The 19,522-nt window shown below is 36.6% G+C and carries 17 protein-coding genes and 1 pseudogene; 1 reads left to right on the top strand and 17 read right to left on the bottom strand.

Features of this window, described 5'->3' with window-relative positions; all coding sequences use genetic code 11:
- Nucleotides 1-358: 358 nt before the first annotated feature.
- The 16 genes from CUN59_RS15135 to CUN59_RS15055 form a co-directional block, all read right to left on the bottom strand.
- Nucleotides 359-574 carry a type II toxin-antitoxin system HicA family toxin gene (locus CUN59_RS15135; RefSeq protein ID WP_104388624.1) on the bottom strand — a complete coding sequence of 72 codons (216 nt, stop codon included), beginning with the start codon at nucleotides 572-574 and terminating at the stop codon, nucleotides 359-361.
- Nucleotides 567-776 carry a type II toxin-antitoxin system HicB family antitoxin gene (locus CUN59_RS15130; protein WP_104388623.1) on the bottom strand — a complete coding sequence of 70 codons (210 nt, stop codon included), beginning with the start codon at nucleotides 774-776 and terminating at the stop codon, nucleotides 567-569. Before CUN59_RS15130 ends, CUN59_RS15135 begins: the two co-directional genes overlap by 8 nt.
- Nucleotides 777-977: 201 nt before the next feature.
- Nucleotides 978-1,205, bottom strand: a complete 228-nt coding sequence (locus CUN59_RS15125; RefSeq protein WP_104388622.1) for a type II toxin-antitoxin system HicB family antitoxin — start codon at nucleotides 1,203-1,205, stop codon at nucleotides 978-980.
- 61 nt (nucleotides 1,206-1,266) lie between these two features.
- Nucleotides 1,267-1,482, bottom strand: a complete 216-nt coding sequence (locus CUN59_RS21135; protein WP_133164030.1) for an element excision factor XisI family protein — start codon at nucleotides 1,480-1,482, stop codon at nucleotides 1,267-1,269.
- A 117-nt stretch (nucleotides 1,483-1,599) separates the two neighbouring features.
- Nucleotides 1,600-2,070, bottom strand: coding sequence for a type II toxin-antitoxin system VapC family toxin (locus CUN59_RS15110; RefSeq protein ID WP_104388621.1), 471 nt, complete (start codon nucleotides 2,068-2,070; stop codon nucleotides 1,600-1,602).
- Entirely contained in the window at nucleotides 2,057-2,242 is a 186-nt protein-coding gene (locus tag CUN59_RS15105; protein WP_071191308.1) for a hypothetical protein, read from the bottom strand. The genes CUN59_RS15110 and CUN59_RS15105 overlap by 14 nt, the downstream gene beginning before the upstream one ends.
- Nucleotides 2,243-2,550: 308 nt before the next feature.
- Nucleotides 2,551-2,769, bottom strand: coding sequence for a tetratricopeptide repeat protein (locus tag CUN59_RS15100; protein ID WP_104388625.1), 219 nt, complete (start codon nucleotides 2,767-2,769; stop codon nucleotides 2,551-2,553).
- A 166-nt stretch (nucleotides 2,770-2,935) separates the two neighbouring features.
- On the bottom strand, nucleotides 2,936-6,121 hold the full coding sequence (locus CUN59_RS15095; RefSeq protein WP_104388620.1) for an Hsp70 family protein: 3,186 nt from the start codon (nucleotides 6,119-6,121) through the stop codon (nucleotides 2,936-2,938).
- Between the two features lie 143 nt (nucleotides 6,122-6,264).
- Nucleotides 6,265-7,521 carry a hypothetical protein gene (locus tag CUN59_RS15090; RefSeq protein ID WP_104388619.1) on the bottom strand — a complete coding sequence of 419 codons (1,257 nt, stop codon included), beginning with the start codon at nucleotides 7,519-7,521 and terminating at the stop codon, nucleotides 6,265-6,267.
- Between the two features lie 352 nt (nucleotides 7,522-7,873).
- Nucleotides 7,874-9,934: a ribonuclease catalytic domain-containing protein gene (locus CUN59_RS15085; protein ID WP_104388618.1), complete on the bottom strand. Its 2,061-nt coding sequence runs from the start codon at nucleotides 9,932-9,934 to the stop codon at nucleotides 7,874-7,876.
- A 303-nt stretch (nucleotides 9,935-10,237) separates the two neighbouring features.
- Nucleotides 10,238-10,453, bottom strand: coding sequence for a 30S ribosomal protein S18 (gene rpsR / locus CUN59_RS15080; RefSeq protein WP_104388617.1), 216 nt, complete (start codon nucleotides 10,451-10,453; stop codon nucleotides 10,238-10,240).
- Between the two features lie 2 nt (nucleotides 10,454-10,455).
- Nucleotides 10,456-10,650 (bottom strand): 50S ribosomal protein L33, encoded by a 195-nt coding sequence (rpmG, locus tag CUN59_RS15075; RefSeq protein ID WP_010998585.1) that lies wholly within the window; start codon nucleotides 10,648-10,650, stop codon nucleotides 10,456-10,458.
- Nucleotides 10,651-10,694: 44 nt separating this feature from the next.
- A complete protein-coding gene (locus CUN59_RS15070; RefSeq protein WP_104388616.1) occupies nucleotides 10,695-11,249 on the bottom strand; it encodes an RDD family protein in 555 nt (184 codons plus the stop codon).
- 68 nt (nucleotides 11,250-11,317) lie between these two features.
- Entirely contained in the window at nucleotides 11,318-11,590 is a 273-nt protein-coding gene (locus CUN59_RS15065) for a hypothetical protein (protein ID WP_104388615.1), read from the bottom strand.
- Between the two features lie 63 nt (nucleotides 11,591-11,653).
- Nucleotides 11,654-12,970, bottom strand: coding sequence for a tetratricopeptide repeat protein (locus CUN59_RS15060; protein ID WP_104388614.1), 1,317 nt, complete (start codon nucleotides 12,968-12,970; stop codon nucleotides 11,654-11,656).
- Nucleotides 12,970-16,077 (bottom strand): plasmid replication protein, CyRepA1 family, encoded by a 3,108-nt coding sequence (locus tag CUN59_RS15055; protein WP_104388613.1) that lies wholly within the window; start codon nucleotides 16,075-16,077, stop codon nucleotides 12,970-12,972. The genes CUN59_RS15060 and CUN59_RS15055 overlap by 1 nt, the downstream gene beginning before the upstream one ends.
- A 446-nt stretch (nucleotides 16,078-16,523) precedes the next feature.
- Here CUN59_RS15055 and CUN59_RS15050 point away from each other — a divergent pair, with 446 nt between their 5' ends.
- Nucleotides 16,524-18,905 (top strand): phosphoketolase family protein, encoded by a 2,382-nt coding sequence (locus tag CUN59_RS15050; RefSeq protein WP_104388612.1) that lies wholly within the window; start codon nucleotides 16,524-16,526, stop codon nucleotides 18,903-18,905.
- 178 nt (nucleotides 18,906-19,083) lie between these two features.
- On the opposite strand, the pseudogene CUN59_RS15045 reads toward CUN59_RS15050, so the two are convergent.
- Nucleotides 19,084-19,353: pseudogene (locus CUN59_RS15045) on the bottom strand (type II toxin-antitoxin system HicB family antitoxin); the annotation flags it as partial.
- Nucleotides 19,354-19,522 lie beyond the last annotated feature (169 nt).

Here is a 19,522-nt window from a genome sequence, read left to right as displayed (position 1 = left end):
TAAACCAACAGAATCTCCCACATTAAGATGGATATTTCAGTGCTTCCAAGGTATTCATCTTTTGATGATACAAGGATTTCAACGAGTTCTGAACTTAACGGAGTCACACTGTCATATCTTGCAATTTTTACCTAATGCTTGTCAAAAATATTATTTTTCAACTTAACTATTCTCTATAGTTTTACGATTTTATCGGTTATCTTTTTTATAACTTATTACACACCTTCAATTAAATATTGTTTTTGAAACAGCTTTTAAACACCCATAAAAGCTTAACTTTTTGCGTTCATAATTTTGTTTGCTATTGATACGTAATTGTTCAAACCATAAGTTTTGATTTACTGTTGATGTAGTTTAATTATGCTACTTTTTGAAGTGCGGAATGTGGGTTAAGAATACCGCTTAATGTACCTACCTTGAGTTCTTGATGTAATGGTACAACACAACCAATTTCACCATTAATTGTTTGTTTTTTCATAATCACATGACTACCACTTTGTCTAACTTGGTAAAATCCTAAACGTTCCAATGCCAGAATTGCTTCTTTACTAGGAATTCGTGGTAATTTAGGCATAACTAACCTCAATGCTAGTTACATATCTAGGAGAGGTTTCTGGTAAAGGAAATTCTTCTAAATAAAGTCGCGTTGCTTCTTTTAAACCTATTATTGCTTGTTCTATGGTTTCTCCTTGATCTACTGTACCAACTTCTGGACACTCAGCGATATATATATCATCTTCTTTGTAAATAATTACTGTAAAGCTGCGACTTTTCATGGTTTTAATAAGGGTTACCTCTAGGTTTATTTTAATATCAAAGGCAAGGTTTGAGCAATGCTAAACCCTAATATAGCATTTTCTGCTCTGATGAGGTACAAAATTGAATCATAAAACTCTTGTGGAACAGGCATCCTGCCTATTAACCTTGTACCTCATAACAACGGGAATTGCTATAATATATTTTAACATAATTGAATATTAAGCCACATCAATTAATTGTTCTAAAGATTTAGCTAAAGGTAAAGGTTTACCATCTTCTTGATATTCGGCAATTAGCATTTCTATAACTTCTTGAGCATTTTTAACAGCTTCTTCATAAGTATCACCATGAGTATGATATTTTTGAGTAGGAAATTCTGGTAAATGAACTAAATAACATTTATCTTCACTACTCCATTGAATAATGATAGTGTAAGGTAAATTCATTCTTCTAACTCCTTTTCTTGAATTGATTTTAATTTTGCTAATTTTTCGGTAACTTCTTTTTCTATATATAGTTTAGCATCATCTCCATCTTTACCAGATATGGTAATCGGATCACTAGGTAATAAAGGATGATACCACCGGGTATGACTTCCTTATCAATAGCCAAACGTTCACTAACTTCAAATTCACATTTTTTTGAAGTTTGATTATTAGTCATTTCGTAATATTCAGTTAATATTTTTTTGATGATATTCCGGTATTGTTCTAGTTTATCCATTGCTGAATTTCCTCCCTTCCTGTATTAACAACTATTAACAGCAGGTGATTTTCCTGAATTACAGCTTGTACGGATTTCCGTTATCTATATTCAATTTTTGATTAATTGGTGTTTTGTTCATAATCTTATTTTTGATAAGATATCATCTGGTATCATAGGGTTTAAACCTTCAATATTGAGAAAATGTTTAATATTGTATGTAGCAAAATAATCTACTGGATAGGTAATTACTAATCCTGCTAAACGAATATCAAAAATTCTGGCTGATAGACAATTACTATTAACAGCTAATTCTAAAGTTTTTTCTGTAGTTAATTGGTTAGGATATAAGACTTCAAAAACACCACTTAAATAAACTTCTGTAATTAGCTTGTTAACATCTTGTGGCGTTAATGGCTGATTTTTCATTGCTACAGAATTGGTTAAAATTCTGTATAGTTCTATGATATTTTGTTCAGCAATAACTCCAGTAATTTGATTTTCAAATACTAAGTTTAACAAATTGGCAGAGTTTTCATGATAAATTGATGATTCATCATGAGCATAAATTAATACATTGGTGTCGAAGAATACTTTAATCTTGTTCATAAATCTTTTCTCTGTCTAAATATTCTTCTTTGATATCCAGTTTGAATGTAGGAAAATGATACTTACGTTTTTTGATGGGAATGATGACAATTTCCACTTCATCACCATTTTGTAAGGTATCGGGTAAACTGTCTTGGAGAATAATTGTTTGATTTTGGATATATCCTTTCATATTTTTGAATAAACTGATAAAGGAATTTTTTGTTGTACTCTAATATAACATAAAAATAAGGATTTAGCATTGCTAAACCCCTACAGATGAAAATGCTTTAGATGCAACTTTTAAACTAGCAAGACGGGAAGGTTTAGCTGCTGATGATGCTGCTTATTTAGAGTTAGCTTTGCGGTCAAATTTACCATTAGCAACTCTTGATTCTCGGTTAGCGGAAGCTAGTGGTTGTGGTGTTAGTTTGGTTGTTTTTGATTGGGGTTGGTTAATGCATGGGTAGAGGATAGAAGGTAAAATAAAGATAATGGTAGCTACAATTTATTCAATACTTCTTGTACTTTTTGAGCAAATTGTGTATTACCTTGTTGTTGAAATAGTTGTTTAGCAGTTTCTAAATCTTTAATCGCACCTGTTTTATCGCCTAAATCAGATTTAGCAACTCCCCGGTTGGAGTAGGATTCGGCATCTTGAGGATCAATGGTGATAGCTTGAGTATAATCAGCGATCGCACCAGCTTGATCTCCGTTTATTTTAACATTAAATTTAGGGGTTTAAAATGATATAACAACCCCACCCCAAACCCCCTCCCCGCAAGCGAGGAGGGGGCTATTATTTACTTTGTTTAAGTGCATATCGCTATAATCAGGGGTTTAGCTAGTGTTTCTTAAAAGAGGGTGATCTGATATCTTGAGGATGTCAGTTATCTTGTGTTTGAGTAACCTTTTCTAGTATACTTATTATATCAACAATATCTGTACCTTTTGCTTTATCGAGATTGAAAGCAACTTCTATAAGTTCCAACTTACGATTAAAGTTCTTCTCAATCTGCGGAAAACCTTTCATCTTAGTATTACAAGGTAGATAAACTTTTCCTAGCGATAGAATTTCATTAACAATTCTACCATGCAATAAATGTCCATTAATATGCCACAGAATACATTGATAAAGACAAACTAAAGCATCAAGCACAATTTGTGGTTCAGTGATGCGATTTTTTAGCTGATCTAAAACAAAAGATGCTACATTTTCCACATCTATAAGTTTAGCTCGCCATTCCGCAGGTTGACCAAGACTGATAATTCTCGCTAAAGCCCAAAAAGCTTTTTGACGTAAAGCTAAAGGTGAATTAGCTTGAATAATAGATTGCAATCTAGTGATATTTTTAGTAGAAGGTTCTGCACAAATTCCAAAGGAGTTAAGTAAATAAACAGCACGGGGTTGGTTTGATATTTCTGAGAATTGTTGGTAAATTAACTCGCCAAAATCTGACCACAAAAGTTTACCGGGAGTATGGGCGATCGCTGAATAGAGTTCATTATTAGATTGCAAGCGAGATAAACCAGACTCAAATTGTCGCAGAATCCAACTATGATATCTTTGTTCTAATTCTCTAGTTTGAAAGTCAGCAGCATCGGAAGGTAGAACTTGGATAATATTAGATAAAGCCATCACTGCTACTGTTTGCCTTGTCCTTTGCAAATCAGCTTTAATATTACTTCCTTGTTCCAACCATTGCAGCAAACTTTGCACAATTGATAGACGATTTCCGGCTTGACGAGTTTGACTTTCTAGTTGTCTTCTTTCCTGCTGAACCCTTCCATTTGGAAATCCTGATTGAGAAAGGCTTAATGTCACCCTACCCCACTGAGTAAATTGTACCAGAACACTAGGATCTGCTTCCCTGCCTATCCGTGCGCGGGGAATATTGGGAATTAATTCTTTAGGATCTCTAGGACTTTCTTCTGTGATAACTGGGGTAGTTTTTGTATCTATCGTTTCTATTTCCTCAGAAACTAATAAGGGAAAACGACAATCTGGACGATCTCGATGTACAAGTGTCAACCATAATCGCTCATCAAATGTATATTCAACTTCCAAGTTTAAATAGTCCCCTGGTTGAATATTAGCAGCCCTAATTTTCTCTGCATTAACATAGCGTCTGCGTTGTAAGCTTGTATTTTGCTTTGGTTTTGAACCCATACCCACCCAAACATTAAATTCAATCAAACCTTTTTCCATCATTGGGAGACGAAATCCATTCAAAGTTGTTCGATAAGGATATTTTTGCCCCTGAGAAATTAATAATTCTAGTTGAGATTCTTCAGTATTGGAATCTTTAACTTCTAGCCAAATATTTGTGGGGTTAATCCCACTCATACCTCCTTTATGTGGAGGTTCTAATGTACCAGAAGCATAAAGTGCAGCACCACGAGCAACAGCTAAATCTGGATCTCCTTGTGAGAGAATTAATGTTCCTGGTAAAAGTCTTTCTAAACGCTCCGTAACCAGTGGAAAATAGGTCATTCCACCGTTGAGAAGAATTGCATCTATTTTCGGTAGTTTGCCCAATGTATCTTTAGCTTTTAATAGCACATCCAAAACAGGGACAACAAAGGTATCACGACGATCTGTAAATGGAGATTCATCAAAAGCCGTTTTTGGATCTAATTTATCAATTAAGTCAGGTTGAATGTCTAGACATAACAGGTCTTTTAGTGCTTCCTGCATCTGACGATAGTTGATACTATAGGTAATCGGAAAATTACCATCTAAAGCCAGATAGTTAAATTGTAATTTAAACTCTTCTTGATCTTGACTATGAATATATTTTGCTCCCCACACTTGCTTAAATTTTTCGGCATAAATTCTCAATTCATGGCGGAGTTTTTTCTGATCAGGTGCAGATAATCTCTGAATTCTGCTATATTTATCAAATAGGTAAGCAACAATTTTTTCATCAACTTGATCACCACCTACTCTGGTGCGAGAACCAATGGAAATATCATCAATAATAAACTGGGAAATATCACTATTCCATTCAACCTTGTGTAGTGAAGTATCTAATGTTCCACCACCTAAGTCATAAACTAGGATATTTAAAGAGCGACTGGTATCTAAATTAGGAAAAATTTCCCCATTAGTAAATCTGTGCAGAAAATCATATAAAGCTGCTTTTGGTTCTGCTAATAGGACAATATCATCTTCTTTCCAACCAGCTAATTTAGCTGCTTCTCTTGTTGCTTTTATGGCATCAGGTTCGTAAGATGCAGGATGAGTAATCACTATACCTCCTCCCACATCAACTTGTTGGTTAATTAACTCCTTACGACAGAATTTTAAAACTTCACCGGCTGCTTTTTCCGGTTTAATCTTACCAATATTCAATTCATATTCAAAATTTTCACCATCTTTAAGAGTACCAATATCATGTTTCCAAGCTAGAATTGTTTGATCTCTAAAAGCATAGTATTGACTACGCACGTGCTTCCCAATTTCTGATTTATCTAATTGAGAGAAGCGGACAGAAGAAGGAATTAATTCTGTCTTTTGTAACCCTCCCATCTCACCTATTACAGGAATACTAATAGCATTTGCAGCCAATCTTTGTTGTGGTGTTTGTCTTGCTTGTGCTATCACAGTATTGGTAGTTCCTAAATCAATACCTAAATAGGTAGGACGCAGAACATTTGTGAGAAATTCAATATGATTTGCTGTTTCCCTTAGTCTATTTCCTATGTGGTTATTACCAATAGCTACAGTTTTAATTCCTTTCTTTTTAAGCTGTGCAAATAAATTTGCATAATCATTATCATTACTAACTACAGCAATTATTTTAATACCTAGCTGAGAATTATCAATTAATTCTTTTGCAGTGCGAAAAATTAAATTATCAACTTCCTGGCGAACAATATCAACTCCAGGAGTTAATTCAAACCTGTATTCTAATGCGCGTAATTTAGCACCATAGATTGCACGAACGGCTGGAGTGTTGGAAAATGCCCGACGTTCCTTGACATTACCATACTGTCTACAAATATCTTCTATTTCTTGAAGTTCGGGTTTGATATTGTCCAGATCAAGTAAAATTGCTACGTTAGTCATTTTTCATTCTCCCCTGGTTTTGTGTGTAATTTGGTGATTTTAATAGAGGTAAAACCCACACAGGTGGGTTTTAAATTCTTGATTTTTCCTTAGTCCGTGTAGGCGGACTTAGTTTGTATAGCCGCAACTTCCAGTCGCCAAGGCTAACTATTTAACTCTCTCACTTTTGCAGGTGTGATGACTGTTTCTTCTACTTTCCATCCTTGTCGAATACACTCTACTTGTTTAATTTCCTGTTCATTTGTAAATGCTTTTCCTTCCATATAGGCATATTCTGAAAGTTGATTTTGAGATATTTCTAATTTACCTCTCAATGATTTAGGGTAAGGTTCTATTCCCAACTCCTGAAATGTTTCCATCAGGTTACGGAGGATAATAAATAGGCTCAAAGCTTTGTCAGAATCAAGTTCTGGTTCTCCCGTTTCTTCTATTTGCAATTCTAATAAACTAATCATCTGCTGTATTTGATTTAAAGCAGGTTGTCTACCATTTTGGAGAGCATTAGCTATGTAAATTACAGCTTCTTGACGTGCCTGGTTACGAGTTTTTTCTAACTGCTGTTCTAGTGCTAATTTTTCTTGTTCTAAAATATTAATTTGAGTTCTCAAGTCTCTCTCAATTTGATCCTTTTCCTGGTCCTTAAATTGAGCATAATCATCTTTTATGTCAGCACGGGTTAATCGAAAACGCCTCATGAAAGTCATGCTAAACTCTTCAAGTTTAACATTTGGACTGGCAGCAATCATGTCCTGAAAAGCTTTTGATGCTGCAAACATTGGTTTAGCATCTTCAGGAACTAATTCTGGTAGTTGGGCAATAATGAAATAAGTTTTATATTGATTGTTATGAAAGTAATCTATGGTTTCATTCAGTTGAGTCTTACGATTAATTCTCTCAGCATCTATTTTGCCATCTACAAATCCATATTTATCGTGATTAAGTATTACTTTAATAGTTGTCTGAGATGCTTGATAAACTTCTTGCGGTGTGAATCTTTTATATCTGGAAATCTCCTGATAAAATTCATCTGATTCTACTCTTTCTGCTTGGGGAATTATGGTTAATATTTCAACCCAAGATTCTTGATGATGTTCGTTAAGGATGCGAATAGCATTTTGGATGATTTTTGCTCGTTTTTCTAGTTCTTCTTGGGGACGCGGTGTAAAATATTTATAGAAGTCTTCTATAAATAATAAAAATTGTCCCCAAGGATTTTTCTCTAAAGTTTCTAGATCAAATGCTTCCTTTAAAGAAAGAAGATTGGGTTGATTTTCTTTTTTCTGTAGACGAGGACGAGCTAATACAGAATCTTTCTGAGTCTTGATGATTGGTTTGGGAGTGTGGTTATCCATCAAATTTAGCATCCATTCAACTGCTTGATGTAATAAATAATATGTCATCTAACATAATAATTGCATCCAAGCGTAGTTGTAAAGGAGTTACCTGTTTATTTTTCCTAAATTTTGTTGCTACAGGACTTTTTAGCACAGGAAAGCGATACTTTTCGCCATTATAGACATCATCAGGTAGTATCTGTACAAAAAAAGAAAGGAATGCCTGTAATAACAAACACTCCCGGTAATAGATGATAAAAAATACAACCCATTTTCATCTGCATTCAATCTGAAAAACCTGCTAGAACTTAGCTGTTAATGTTAAGTGATTTAACAGCAAAAACTCTGAAGTTGGGATTATCTTTGTTGGGAATTCCTCAGAATAGTACCTATTGGCAAAATATTATTTATACAAACCCTAATTACTCATTGATTGCGCTTCTTGGTAGATAATTTCTTGGAAGTGAATCATGTCTTTTTGGGGGTCAGCCAAACTGACTTTCACAAATAAATGTTCTCCCAAACTGACAGAACGACGGAAGGACATTGGCAATTGTAAACCCAAATCTTCTAATAAAATTAGAGCTAAATTACTATCTTCTCGTAACCACATTAATACCGTCACCTGCCAAACTTCCTCAGGATGACGACGTAAATATTCTAAAGCGTAATATCTATTAGTTTGTCGTTCCACCATGGTTACTTCTTGGGTGGTGCTGAGGACTGTCATCATCACTTCTCTGAGTTGTTCCGCCGAGAAAGGTAAACCTTCACCCCGTAAATGGGCTTTTAATTGGAAGTGGGTGAGTAGGTCACTATAACGACGAATGGGGGAGGTAGCTTGTGTATAAGTATCTAACCCTAAACCAGCATGGCGCACCGGTGTAATGCTCATTTCGCTCTTAGGCATACAACGGCGCATGGCACAGGAACGGACGAAGCCGGCGGGTAGTAGGAGTAATTCTTCGTCTGGGGGCAATTCTGGTTGGGGTTGGCCGCGAAATGGTAGGGGGATGTTATGGGTTTGACCGTAACGGGCGGCTACTTCACCGGCAAGAATCATCATTTCTGCGACTAACTGCCGGGATGGGGAATCATCTAAAATATCAATGTTGATGTCATCGTCTTTGACTTTGATCATCGCTTCGGGCATATTAATACTAATAGCACCTTGGGCATAACGCCAATCTTTGCGTTTTTTTGCCCAATTAGCGATCGCTTCAATTTCTGGTTCTGCCTGAACACCTAACTGTAACATCTCATCCACATCTTCATAGGTGAGGCGATAGGTAGGCTTAATCAAACCAGCCTGTATACAATAATCTGCTACAGCCCCAACTTCATCTAAAATCACGCCAAAACTCAGGGCGCAACAGACTTTCCCCTGTACTAAACTCATTGGACCTGTGGCCAAAACCTCTGGAAACATGGGAATCATCCCCGTCGGTAGATAAACCGTACTACCCCGCTTTCTGGCTTCTAAATCCAATTCATCATCTGGTATTAATAATCTAGTGGGATCGGCTATATGTACCCATAACCGTTCTTTGCCGTCTGATAATATCTCCCAACTCAAACCATCGTCTATTTCTGTGGTGCTTTCATCATCAATAGTGTAGACCTTGAGATGAGTCAGATCGAGACGGTTTGTATCTAAATCTGTGGGAGGGAAATCCAAACGTTCTTGCGCCACTTCTAATACCTTTTGCGGAAATTGAACGGAAATTGATGAACGGCGCAGGAACAGATTTTCATGGGGACTCCACCAACCCAAATCTATCAAGAGTTGAAAGGCAGCCTGGGGAGTTGCAGAACGTCCCAGCATATTCATAGTTTCTAATACTGGGGCTGGCGGCGGACAAGCACGAGCTAAAGAGTCGTAATTTATCCCCATCTTAACAATATCCGCCAGGAGTGTGGCATATTTTTCGATAGCCTCTAACCTCTGGCGATCCTGTCGTTGCCATTCTACTGTTTCACCTCGAAGTGCCTGTTCTACACGGGCTAAAAACTCCTGCTGTCCCTTAGCTTTTTGTGCTTCTACTTCTATTTGGTGTTTGCGTTCTGCTACTTGTGTCGCGCTGCGCGGTTCGTAAGCGTCGCCTTTTTGTTTGAAATAAAGTTTATCTTCTGATAATAAACAATGGGCGGCATAACACTGGGGTGGTGTTGATGCCGAAAATAGTAAATTTGCCATTTGGCTGGGGGTAACAGTTTCCCCATCTTCAATTAATAATTCCCACGCTACTTCCAAACTAGATGGATCTAGATAAGGTTTTACTTCCGCTAAAAACCCAGAAATGTCTCCCGGTTTATAGGTCTCTCCGTTAACTGTGTAGGTCATTTGGCGAGGCGCGAGGCTATGGGATTGACCACGTTCATCTACCACAAACCAACGAGTTTTACCGTCTGGACGATCTACCACTCCCAGCCGGCAATCGCCTTGAATCCTAAATTCAACTAACGTCCCCTTATCCACAACTGTCGCGCTTTTTAGTAATTTTTAGATTTTAGATTTTAGATTAAATGAGTAGTCACCCAAGTTGCTAGTTATCTAGTTTAGGTTGGTAATTGGTAATGGTTAGGTTTATTAACCCTGCTCTGTTCCCTTTTCCCTATTGCTCATCATCCAAATCTCAAGATTTGAAGTCTGGAATTTAATTATACATTCCTTTAGGATTAATCAAATTTTAGATTTTGGACTGAAAGTAAGCGGTTAATTGTACTAACGTTACTTTTTGGATCTTTATCTAAAATCCAAAATCCAAAATCCAAAATCTTTTTAGCCTTCTGCGTTAATGAAGGGCAACAATGCCACAATGCGGGCGCGTTTAATGGCCAGAGTTAGGGCGCGTTGTTGCTGACAAGTTAAGCCTGTAATTCTCCGAGGTAAGATTTTACCACGTTCTGTAACAAACTTACGCAACAAATCTACATCTTTATAATCAATGGGATCTCCGGGCTTAATAGGAGAAAGACGACGGCGATAATAACTCATTCTTACTTAATTTCCTTGTGAACTGTGTGTTTATTGCAGTGAGTACAGAACTTTTTCAGTTCTAAGCGGTTGGTTGTGTTCCGACGGTTTTTAGTGCTGGTATAGCGGGATACGCCAGGGGAACGTTTATCTGGATTTGTCCGACACTCGGTGCATTCTAGTGTCACTATTATGCGCGCACCTTTGCTCTTTGCCATAATCTTACAAACTGTAAAGCCGGGAGAATTAACACAAATGGTTATTATCTCATATTTCGCGGCAATTTTTCAACCAACCGTTTAATTTTTATATCTAATGAATAACCACGCCGGGAAGAAACGATAACCGTGTTAAAGAAGCGGTCATGGAAAGCCTGACGCATCTGAGTATCGGATAAAGCTGCACCGCCGTCAATGACTAGGGGCAGCAACAGCACTACAGCCGCAGGATTGAGGATGATATTCCCCAAGAAAATGGATAATAATAAGCTAGAAAAGCAAATAATACCCTCTCTGAGCAATAATGTCTGAAATTGGGGGATTCTGTTGACTATTTCCCCATTTGCTACTTCTAGGATCTTTAAATCAAATGCCCAACGTCCTAAACTTTGTCCTTGATTGTTGTAAACTATGACAACACGGAAAATTATCCAAGCAAAAATAAAAACAAATATTTGGGCAAATTGAATACCCATTTGATTAGTTCTGACGATAGAACTCAGTAGCCATGCACCAAAGAAGTCAATAGCTAAGGCCATGACTCGACGAGAAATATCCCCTTTAGGGTAGTGTCTTTGATTTACTTTAACAAGAGTCATACCCTTGACCTCATTGATGGTACAGGTAATCTATCATGGGATAAATCATACAAATAAATGGGTAACATTTAACCATTAACGATTTCCGTTAGGGCTTCATGAATAACATCATCACTCACACCATGTCGTTTTAAACTAGCAATTAAAGCATTAACTGTATTATTTTCTAACTTTTCTAAATCTACTCTCATTCCCTGTCCAATGTATGCACGAATTAATGGTTGATAACCACAAAAACCAAGTATCGGTGCAAGTTGTTTCAATTCTTCTGGCATTCTTAGAGTAACCGTAATTATAGGGCGATTTTTGTCTAAGCGTTGTTTTAATGTTTCAATCTTCATAATATTCTCTTTCAGAAAAATAATCTCTGGTATATGGCTTGAGCTTAATAACTTAGGAAAAAGTTAAAATTGTAACTCAGAAATTTTAGAAATTAGATTAGTAATTTCCTGGTAATATCGGGTATTTCCTGACTGCAAATAAAGATCCGCCGCTTTGCGTAAATCGCTGATTGTTTCCATTTGATTACCCATATTTTTATGTATGTCTGCCCTCACTAAATAGGCTGAAGGATAACGGGGTTGTAATTCTATAGCTTGGTTTAAATCTGTTAATGCTAAATTTAACTCTCCTAAAAGGAAATGACTACGACCGCGATTAAACCAGTCCTCAGCTATGTTAGGGTTAATATTGATTGCTTTTGTGTAGTCTGATACTGCTTTTCGATAGTCCTTCAGGGCATAACGAGCATTGGCGCGATCGCTATAAAATACAGCAGACTGGGAATCTAATCGTAAAGCTTCAGTAAAATCACTAATTGCACTAGTAAAATCCTTTGCCAAATAATGACAATTACCACGATGATAGTAGGCCGCTAATAAATCATTATCTATCTCTAAAGCTTGGTTGTAGTCCTGAATAGCTGTGTGTATATTTCCTAATAATTTATAAGCATCACCCCGTTTACAATATGCTGGGGCAAAATCTGGAGTGATAGCTAGACATTGAGTATAATCTGCAACCGCACTATTCAAGTCTTGAACTGCTTCTCGCACCGTCCCCCGTCCATAGTAAGCTGTTGCTAAATCAGGATTTATTTGTAAAGCTTGATCATAGTCTTTAATAGCATGATCATAATTTCCCATTTGGTGATGTGCATTAGCTCGAAAACCATATACTATAGCTAATGTGGGATCAATTTGTAATGCTTGGTTATAGTCACTAATTGCATTTTCATAATCTCCCAAATTGCTATAAGTTAAACCGCGTTGATAGTATGCTTGAATATCATCAGGAACAATTTTCAATGCTTGATTAAAATCAGCAATTGCTTGATAATAATCTTGGAGGTGTCCATAAATTAAACCTCGGTTGTAGTAAGCAGCAGCAAATTTAGGATTAATTTCTAAGGAACGATTGTAATTATTAATAGCAGTTTGATAATCTTGCAAAGCATAATAACTATTCCCAAGATTATGATAAGCTTCTGCTAAAGTAGGATTAATTTTTATACATTGATTATAATCATCTATAGCCTTTTCATAATTGCCTAAAATATGAAATATATTGCCACGATTAATATAAACCATGGCAAAATCACCATACAATTCTAAAGCTCCATCAAAATTAGCGATCGCTTGTTGATAATTACCGCTATGATAATGATCTAAACCCTGCTGGTGTAAAGCATTAACAACATCAAAATTGATACTTATATTCATTAGTTAACTTTTGACTGTTGACTGTTACCTACTTTCCTGAACTCCTGTACGGACGAACTTCCGTGCCGCATACTCTGTAAAGAATTTAACATTGAATCGTCTCGCTGTTGCCAAACAGCAAATATTTTTTGTCTGTCATCATTTAAAGTTTGCCAATCAATTTGATAACCATTATTAACTTGTTGTAACTTCAAACCTAATAAACCCAAAAGTCGGTTTAATATTTTAATACCTGAAACAGATTCTTTACCCCTGAGTAAATCAATACCCAAAGCGCGTTTAATGTGTTTACTACTTTGTAAAGCCACATTTTTTAGCCAAATCAAATCTGAGTCATGTTCCTGAAATACTCTTTGGGTTTCCAGAAATTGTAACATTCCCAAAGCCCGCATAGCTTCTACTTTCAGGGTATAGGTTTTTAAATCTGGCAGAAACACTTTACCTTCACCCCAAAGTAACTGTTGACTCCATTCTTGTTGATCTCTAACATGAAAATATTCACTTTCGTGAGTCAGATAATAGTGAATTAATAATTGTCCATAATAACCTTTTTCATCGAGTAATTTAAGTTCAGGAGTGATTACAATTCCATATCTTTGTTTGAGAGTATATTTATTAACTTGATGTCGTTCAGTATTACTCAGAGAATGTTTAGTTAATAGCTGTTCATATTCACAATAATCAATATCCCTAGCATTAGCCACAGAATTGGCCGCTGCTAATTGATTTTGTTGTTTAATTTCTTTAATTTTGCGTTTAATTTCCTTGGATTTTTGTCGACTTTGCGCCCAATCTTTCTGGACTTGCACAATTTGTAAAATTAGCCGTTTGCGGTTTTCTAAATCACTGGGTTCAGTGGCAAAAAAGGCTAAACGCAAATCACGGAGAATATTATTTTGCACTTCATTACTTCGCATTTGCATTTGATGACCATCAGCTATTAAACCATCTTGCATTGATTGACGATACAGACCGATAGAAGCATTAACTCTAGCAGATAATTTTGCCCAAGTTCGTAAATGAATGGGATCATAAACTAGAGGTAAATCTACATCTATTTTATGTAATGGACTTAATAAAGCTAAGTTTTCTTTTTGATTTTCCTGATACCAATGAGATAGTAAACGATAATTTGTACTACCACTGCCAATTAAGCCAATACCGCGTTTAGCACACCATACCACACGGGGAACATTATCCCGTACTCTTGCTAAAGCTTGACGAGCTTCTGAGTCAGGAATTACGCCTTGAAAAATCCCATAAACTCGGTCAAAGTGTTGCACATCAATACTAATTCCTGTTCCCAAACTAGGGGTAACAAAAACAGTATCATAATTAGTGATTTTTTGATTAATAGCTGCTATTAAATCAACTGCTGCATGACCTGGTGTATTAGTAGTATGACTGCTAACTACCAAGGTTTCAGGAAATTCTCTTCTGAGTTTTTGTAAACGTTCTCGTAAGTAACGTTCAATAGTTTCACAACTGTAACGACCAGAACGACTATCCGTAGTCACATAGCATTTACGTCCAGCCATTAAATCTAATTCTAATTGATGAATGAGAGGTGTGGGATTAGGTGAATCATAAAAAGTTATATCCCAACCTTTTTCCGGTTTCCATTTATTAATAAGTACCCAAGGTGTTAATTTAATTCCTGCTAAAGATTGTAAATATTCTAGAGATACATCTGATAAATCGGCATCTTGGGCAATTATTAAACCACCTGTTGTGAGAACTGTAGAAATTAGTTGTTGAAAGATGCGAAGGATTTTTACTCGTTTTTGTTTACAGGTGTTACTGTTGAGTAAATGCCATAGAGATTGTTCAACTTCATCTAAAATTAATATTGCTCCCTGCCATTCTTGGGGGGTTAATTTCCAAATTGAATCTACACATAATCCTAAAGATGGCGTAATTACGAATGGGTATTTAACAGGTAATTCATCACTTTCTATACTCCATGCTGCATGGTCAATTCCCCATTGAATGCCGATTTTTTCACAGAGAAAACGTCCTAAAATAATTCTATGGGTAATTAATAAAACTGATTGATTCTGGCTTTGTGCTGTTTTTACAATCTCTTGTAAAGCTGTGGTTTTACCTGTACCTTTAGCTGATTTAACTCCCACTAAACCAGAAGTAGGAAAGGGAATTTTTCCCAAATAAGGAGAGTTAACAGTCATTGCAGGGGTAATAGTTAATTCTGTATGGGGTTTTGTTTGGGCAATATAAATATCTAAATCTGGACTTTGACGATAAATTTTATCAAAGGATGTGATACCTTTAGCAATAACAAATTCATCTACTCCTTTTTCTTTACCTGGTAGTTCTACAACTTTTACATGACAATTTTGTTGTTGAAATAAACAACCAAGTTGAGAAATAGCATTATTGACTGCGGCAATTTTTTTTGCTTGGGTTTCAAAATCAAAGCAAATATAAAAGTTGCGTTTTATAGTTGTGAATGTTGCTAAATCTGGAATTAATTGCCGTCGGGTGACTTGCCCAAATTCATCTTTAATGACTCGATAACCGCTAGTAATACCAGGAATAGCAATGGCAACATATCCTTGACTTAAAAGTGTGGCGGCTTTTTTCACACCTTCACAAATAATAATAGATATTTTATTTTTAATTACCCATGACCAAAAACCTTCGGCTTCACCATCATGATTAATAGTAATATTTTCTGGTAATTTTAAGTTATAGCGTTGGCCGATTTGTTGCCATATTTCTAATGATATGCGTAAACAAAATATGCGTGTGGGTGTGCTAGGAGGATGTTCATATTTAATGGTTTTCCCTTTTTGATTTTGACGCGGTTGGTTGGGTTTAAAGCATCCCCATTCCATTTTCTGCCAGTTGTTGAGGGGATCGAGTCCAGAACACCACCAACCACCTGCTGTAAGATGGGTATAACGCTGTAACCACGCGCTTTTAATCATCCCTGTATTGGTGCGGGGAAGTTGGTCAGAAATGAGGAGATATTCATAGACATTGCTACCTTGAAGAGATTTAAAGTTTAAATTTATTAAGTCTAAATTTATACCACTACTATTAACTAATTCTTCCAGATGTTGTGGGTGTAAAGAATGCAGATGCATAAGCTGAAGCAGCTAAGGAATATAAAGAGATTAAAACATTAGCATGACTAGCCTGATTTTTTATAAAAGAAATTATTAAATTTAAGTGTTGCTTTTTTTACTATGTTTATATAAATACTTCTGTGAATATATCAAGATGTGATTAGGGTTGTGAAACCGTAGAAACAATAAGTTTGTATTATGACTCTATATACATATAATTTTTATTTATAGGTATTAATCATGAGGTTAGTTGACAACCACCACCTCAATTCCTTCACATCCAAAACGGTGATCGATCCACATCCTCACAAAATATTTGACAAAAATTAACAAGATTTGCCATGACTGAAATAGGAGAGATATAAAAACTTGTTTAGCTTTTTTACCTAATCTTAAAGATCTCATTTTCTATTGGTATTGCTACAATACACCTGATTGGTGCAAATACCTTTTTGGAGTTGAAAATGACCTTAGCGACGACAACCCCAGCCAAACCATTATCGGATAATGAACTACAGAAAATCAACGCCTATTGGCGGGCGGCAAATTATCTCTCCGTTGGTCAAATATATCTCCTCGACAACCCTTTACTCAAAGAACCCCTCAAACAGGAACACGTTAAACCCCGTTTATTAGGACATTGGGGAACAACACCTGGACTTAACTTAATTTACGCCCACCTCAACCGCGTTATTAAAAAATATGACCTCAGCACCATCTATATCGCTGGACCCGGACATGGTGGCCCCGGACTTGTGGCTAATACCTACTTAGAAGGAACATATAGCGAGTATTACCCCAACATCTCCCAAGATGCCGAAGGAATGCAAAAACTATTTAAGCAATTTTCCTTTCCTGGTGGTATTCCCAGTCACGTCGCCCCAGAAACTCCCGGTTCTATCCATGAAGGGGGAGAACTCGGTTATGCTTTAGTTCATGCCTTTGGTGCTGTATTTGATAACCCAGACTTGTTAGTGGCGGCTGTTGTCGGTGACGGAGAAGCGGAAACAGGAGCTTTAGCAACGAGTTGGCATTCTAACAAATTTATCAACCCTGTAACTGATGGTGCAGTTTTACCCATCTTGCATTTGAATGGTTATAAAATTGCCAATCCTACAGTATTAGCACGGATACCTCATGAGGAACTAGAAAGCCTGTTTATCGGCTATGGATATAAACCTTACTTTGTTGAAGGTTCTGATCCGGCGGAAGTTCACCAAAAAATGGCAGCAACATTAGATACCATTATTCCTGAAATTCAAGGTATCCAACGAGAAGCGCGGGTACATGGTTTCAAAGAACGACCGCAATGGCCGATGATTATTTTACGCACTCCTAAAGGTTGGACTGGACCCAAAGAAGTGGACGGAAAGAAAACAGAGGATTATTGGCGATCGCACCAAGTCCCCTTTAGTGATATAGCTGGTAAACCGGCACATCTGCAACTATTAGAAGATTGGTTAAAAAGCTACAAACCAGAAGAACTATTTGACGCAAACGGTACACTTCTCCCTGAACTTGCAGAACTCGCACCCCAAGGCCAACGACGCATGGGAGACAACCCCCACGCCAATGGCGGTATATTACTACGGGATTTAAAAATGCCCGATTTCTGCAACTATGCAGTAGAAGTACCGAAACCGGGAACAGTCAACGCCGAAGCAACCAAAGTTACTGGAAAATTCCTCCGGGATGTGATGAAAGAAAACCTGGAAAGTAAGAACTTCCGAGTTTTCGGACCTGATGAAACCGCATCAAACCGACTTGATCCAGTGTTAGAAGTTACAAACCGCACTTGGGCGGCAGAAATTCTTCCCGAAGATGACCATTTATCACCTAATGGTCGGGTAGTGGAAATGCTGAGTGAAACCAACTGTCAAGGATGGTTAGAAGGATATTTATTAACAGGTCGTCATGGTTTTTTCTCTTGTTATGAAGCATTTATTCATATCATTGATTCCATGTTTAACCAACACGCCAAATGGTTAAAAACAACCCGACATATTTCTTGGAGAAGACCAATTGCATCATTAAATTATTTGCTCACTTCTCACGTTTGGCGACAAGATCATAACGGGTTTTCTCATCAAGATCCCGGTTTTCTTGATCATGTAGTTAACAAAAAATCAGAAATCATTCGGGTTTATCTTCCCCCTGACGCTAACACTTTGCTGTCAGTAACCGACCACTGTTTAAAAAGTCGTAACTATGTGAATATAATTGTAGCTGGTAAACAGCCAGCATTACAATATTTAGACATGGATGCAGCCATTAAACACTGTACCAAAGGTTTAGGAATTTGGGAATGGGCAAGCAGTGATCAAGATGGTGAACCAGATGTAGTTATGGCTTGTGCTGGTGATATTCCTACCTTGGAAACATTAGCTGCTGTGGATATTTTGCGGCAAAATTTCCCAGATTTAAAAGTGCGTGTTGTCAACGTTGTAGACTTAATGACACTACAACCAAAAAGCGAACATCCTCACGGTTTAAGTAACAAAGATTTTGATACTATTTTCACCACTGATAAACCGATTATTTTCGCATTTCATGGCTATCCTTGGTTAATTCATCGTCTTACCTATCGCCATACAAATCATCAAAATATTCATGTGCGTGGTTATAAAGAAGAAGGAACAACAACCACACCTTTTGATATGGTGGTGATGAATGACTTAGATAGATTCCATTTAGTAATGGATGTCATTGACCGTGTAGCAAAATTAGGTTCTAAAGCTGCTTATGTGAAACAAAAATTACAAGATAAGCTGATTGAACATAAGTATTATATCCAAAAACACGGCGAAGATATGCCAGAAATCCGCGATTGGACTTGGCCATATTAATTCTTTTTCTTAACCTCTTCCTCTTTGGGGGAGGAGGTTAATAATATTCGAGAACAATTTGTTAATGGTGAAAAATATTCGGTTTATCTTATTATTCATATAATTCTTGATCTATATTCTGGGCTAAACTCCCATGTTAAACCCCACCAATAAACTCAGCTAATGGATCATTTATGATATCTTTTTCACTCGGTAAAGGAATATTATCCCCTGCTTCATAAGCTGTTTCAATCCATAATTCCCGCGCTTCATTAATATTTTTCATTATCTCTTCTAGGGTTTCTCCTTGAGTGAAACATCCAGGTAAATCTTTTATTTCTGCTACATATCCACCTTCTTCTGCATCAGGGTAAAGAGTGACGAGATATTGAAGGTTTAAATAATATTCTAGGGATGGTTTTATCAATTTCGTTAATTTGCTTATAAAAAATGATATTATATCCCACATTCCGCACTTCAAAAAGTAGCATAATTAAACTACATCAACAGTCAATCAAAACTTATGGTTTGAACCCACATTCCGCACTTCAACTTGTAGTATATATACAAGTATCATAAGCAGCATCGCATATTCAATATTAATACGTACATCTGGCAGTAAAAATATATACGGTTTT

Origin of the sequence: Cuspidothrix issatschenkoi CHARLIE-1, from assembly GCF_002934005.1 — a bacterium.
GTDB lineage: Bacteria > Cyanobacteriota > Cyanobacteriia > Cyanobacteriales > Nostocaceae > Cuspidothrix > Cuspidothrix issatschenkoi.
Note: the sequence above shows the minus strand (reverse complement) of the source record. Positions and strands in the feature narration are given on the sequence as shown.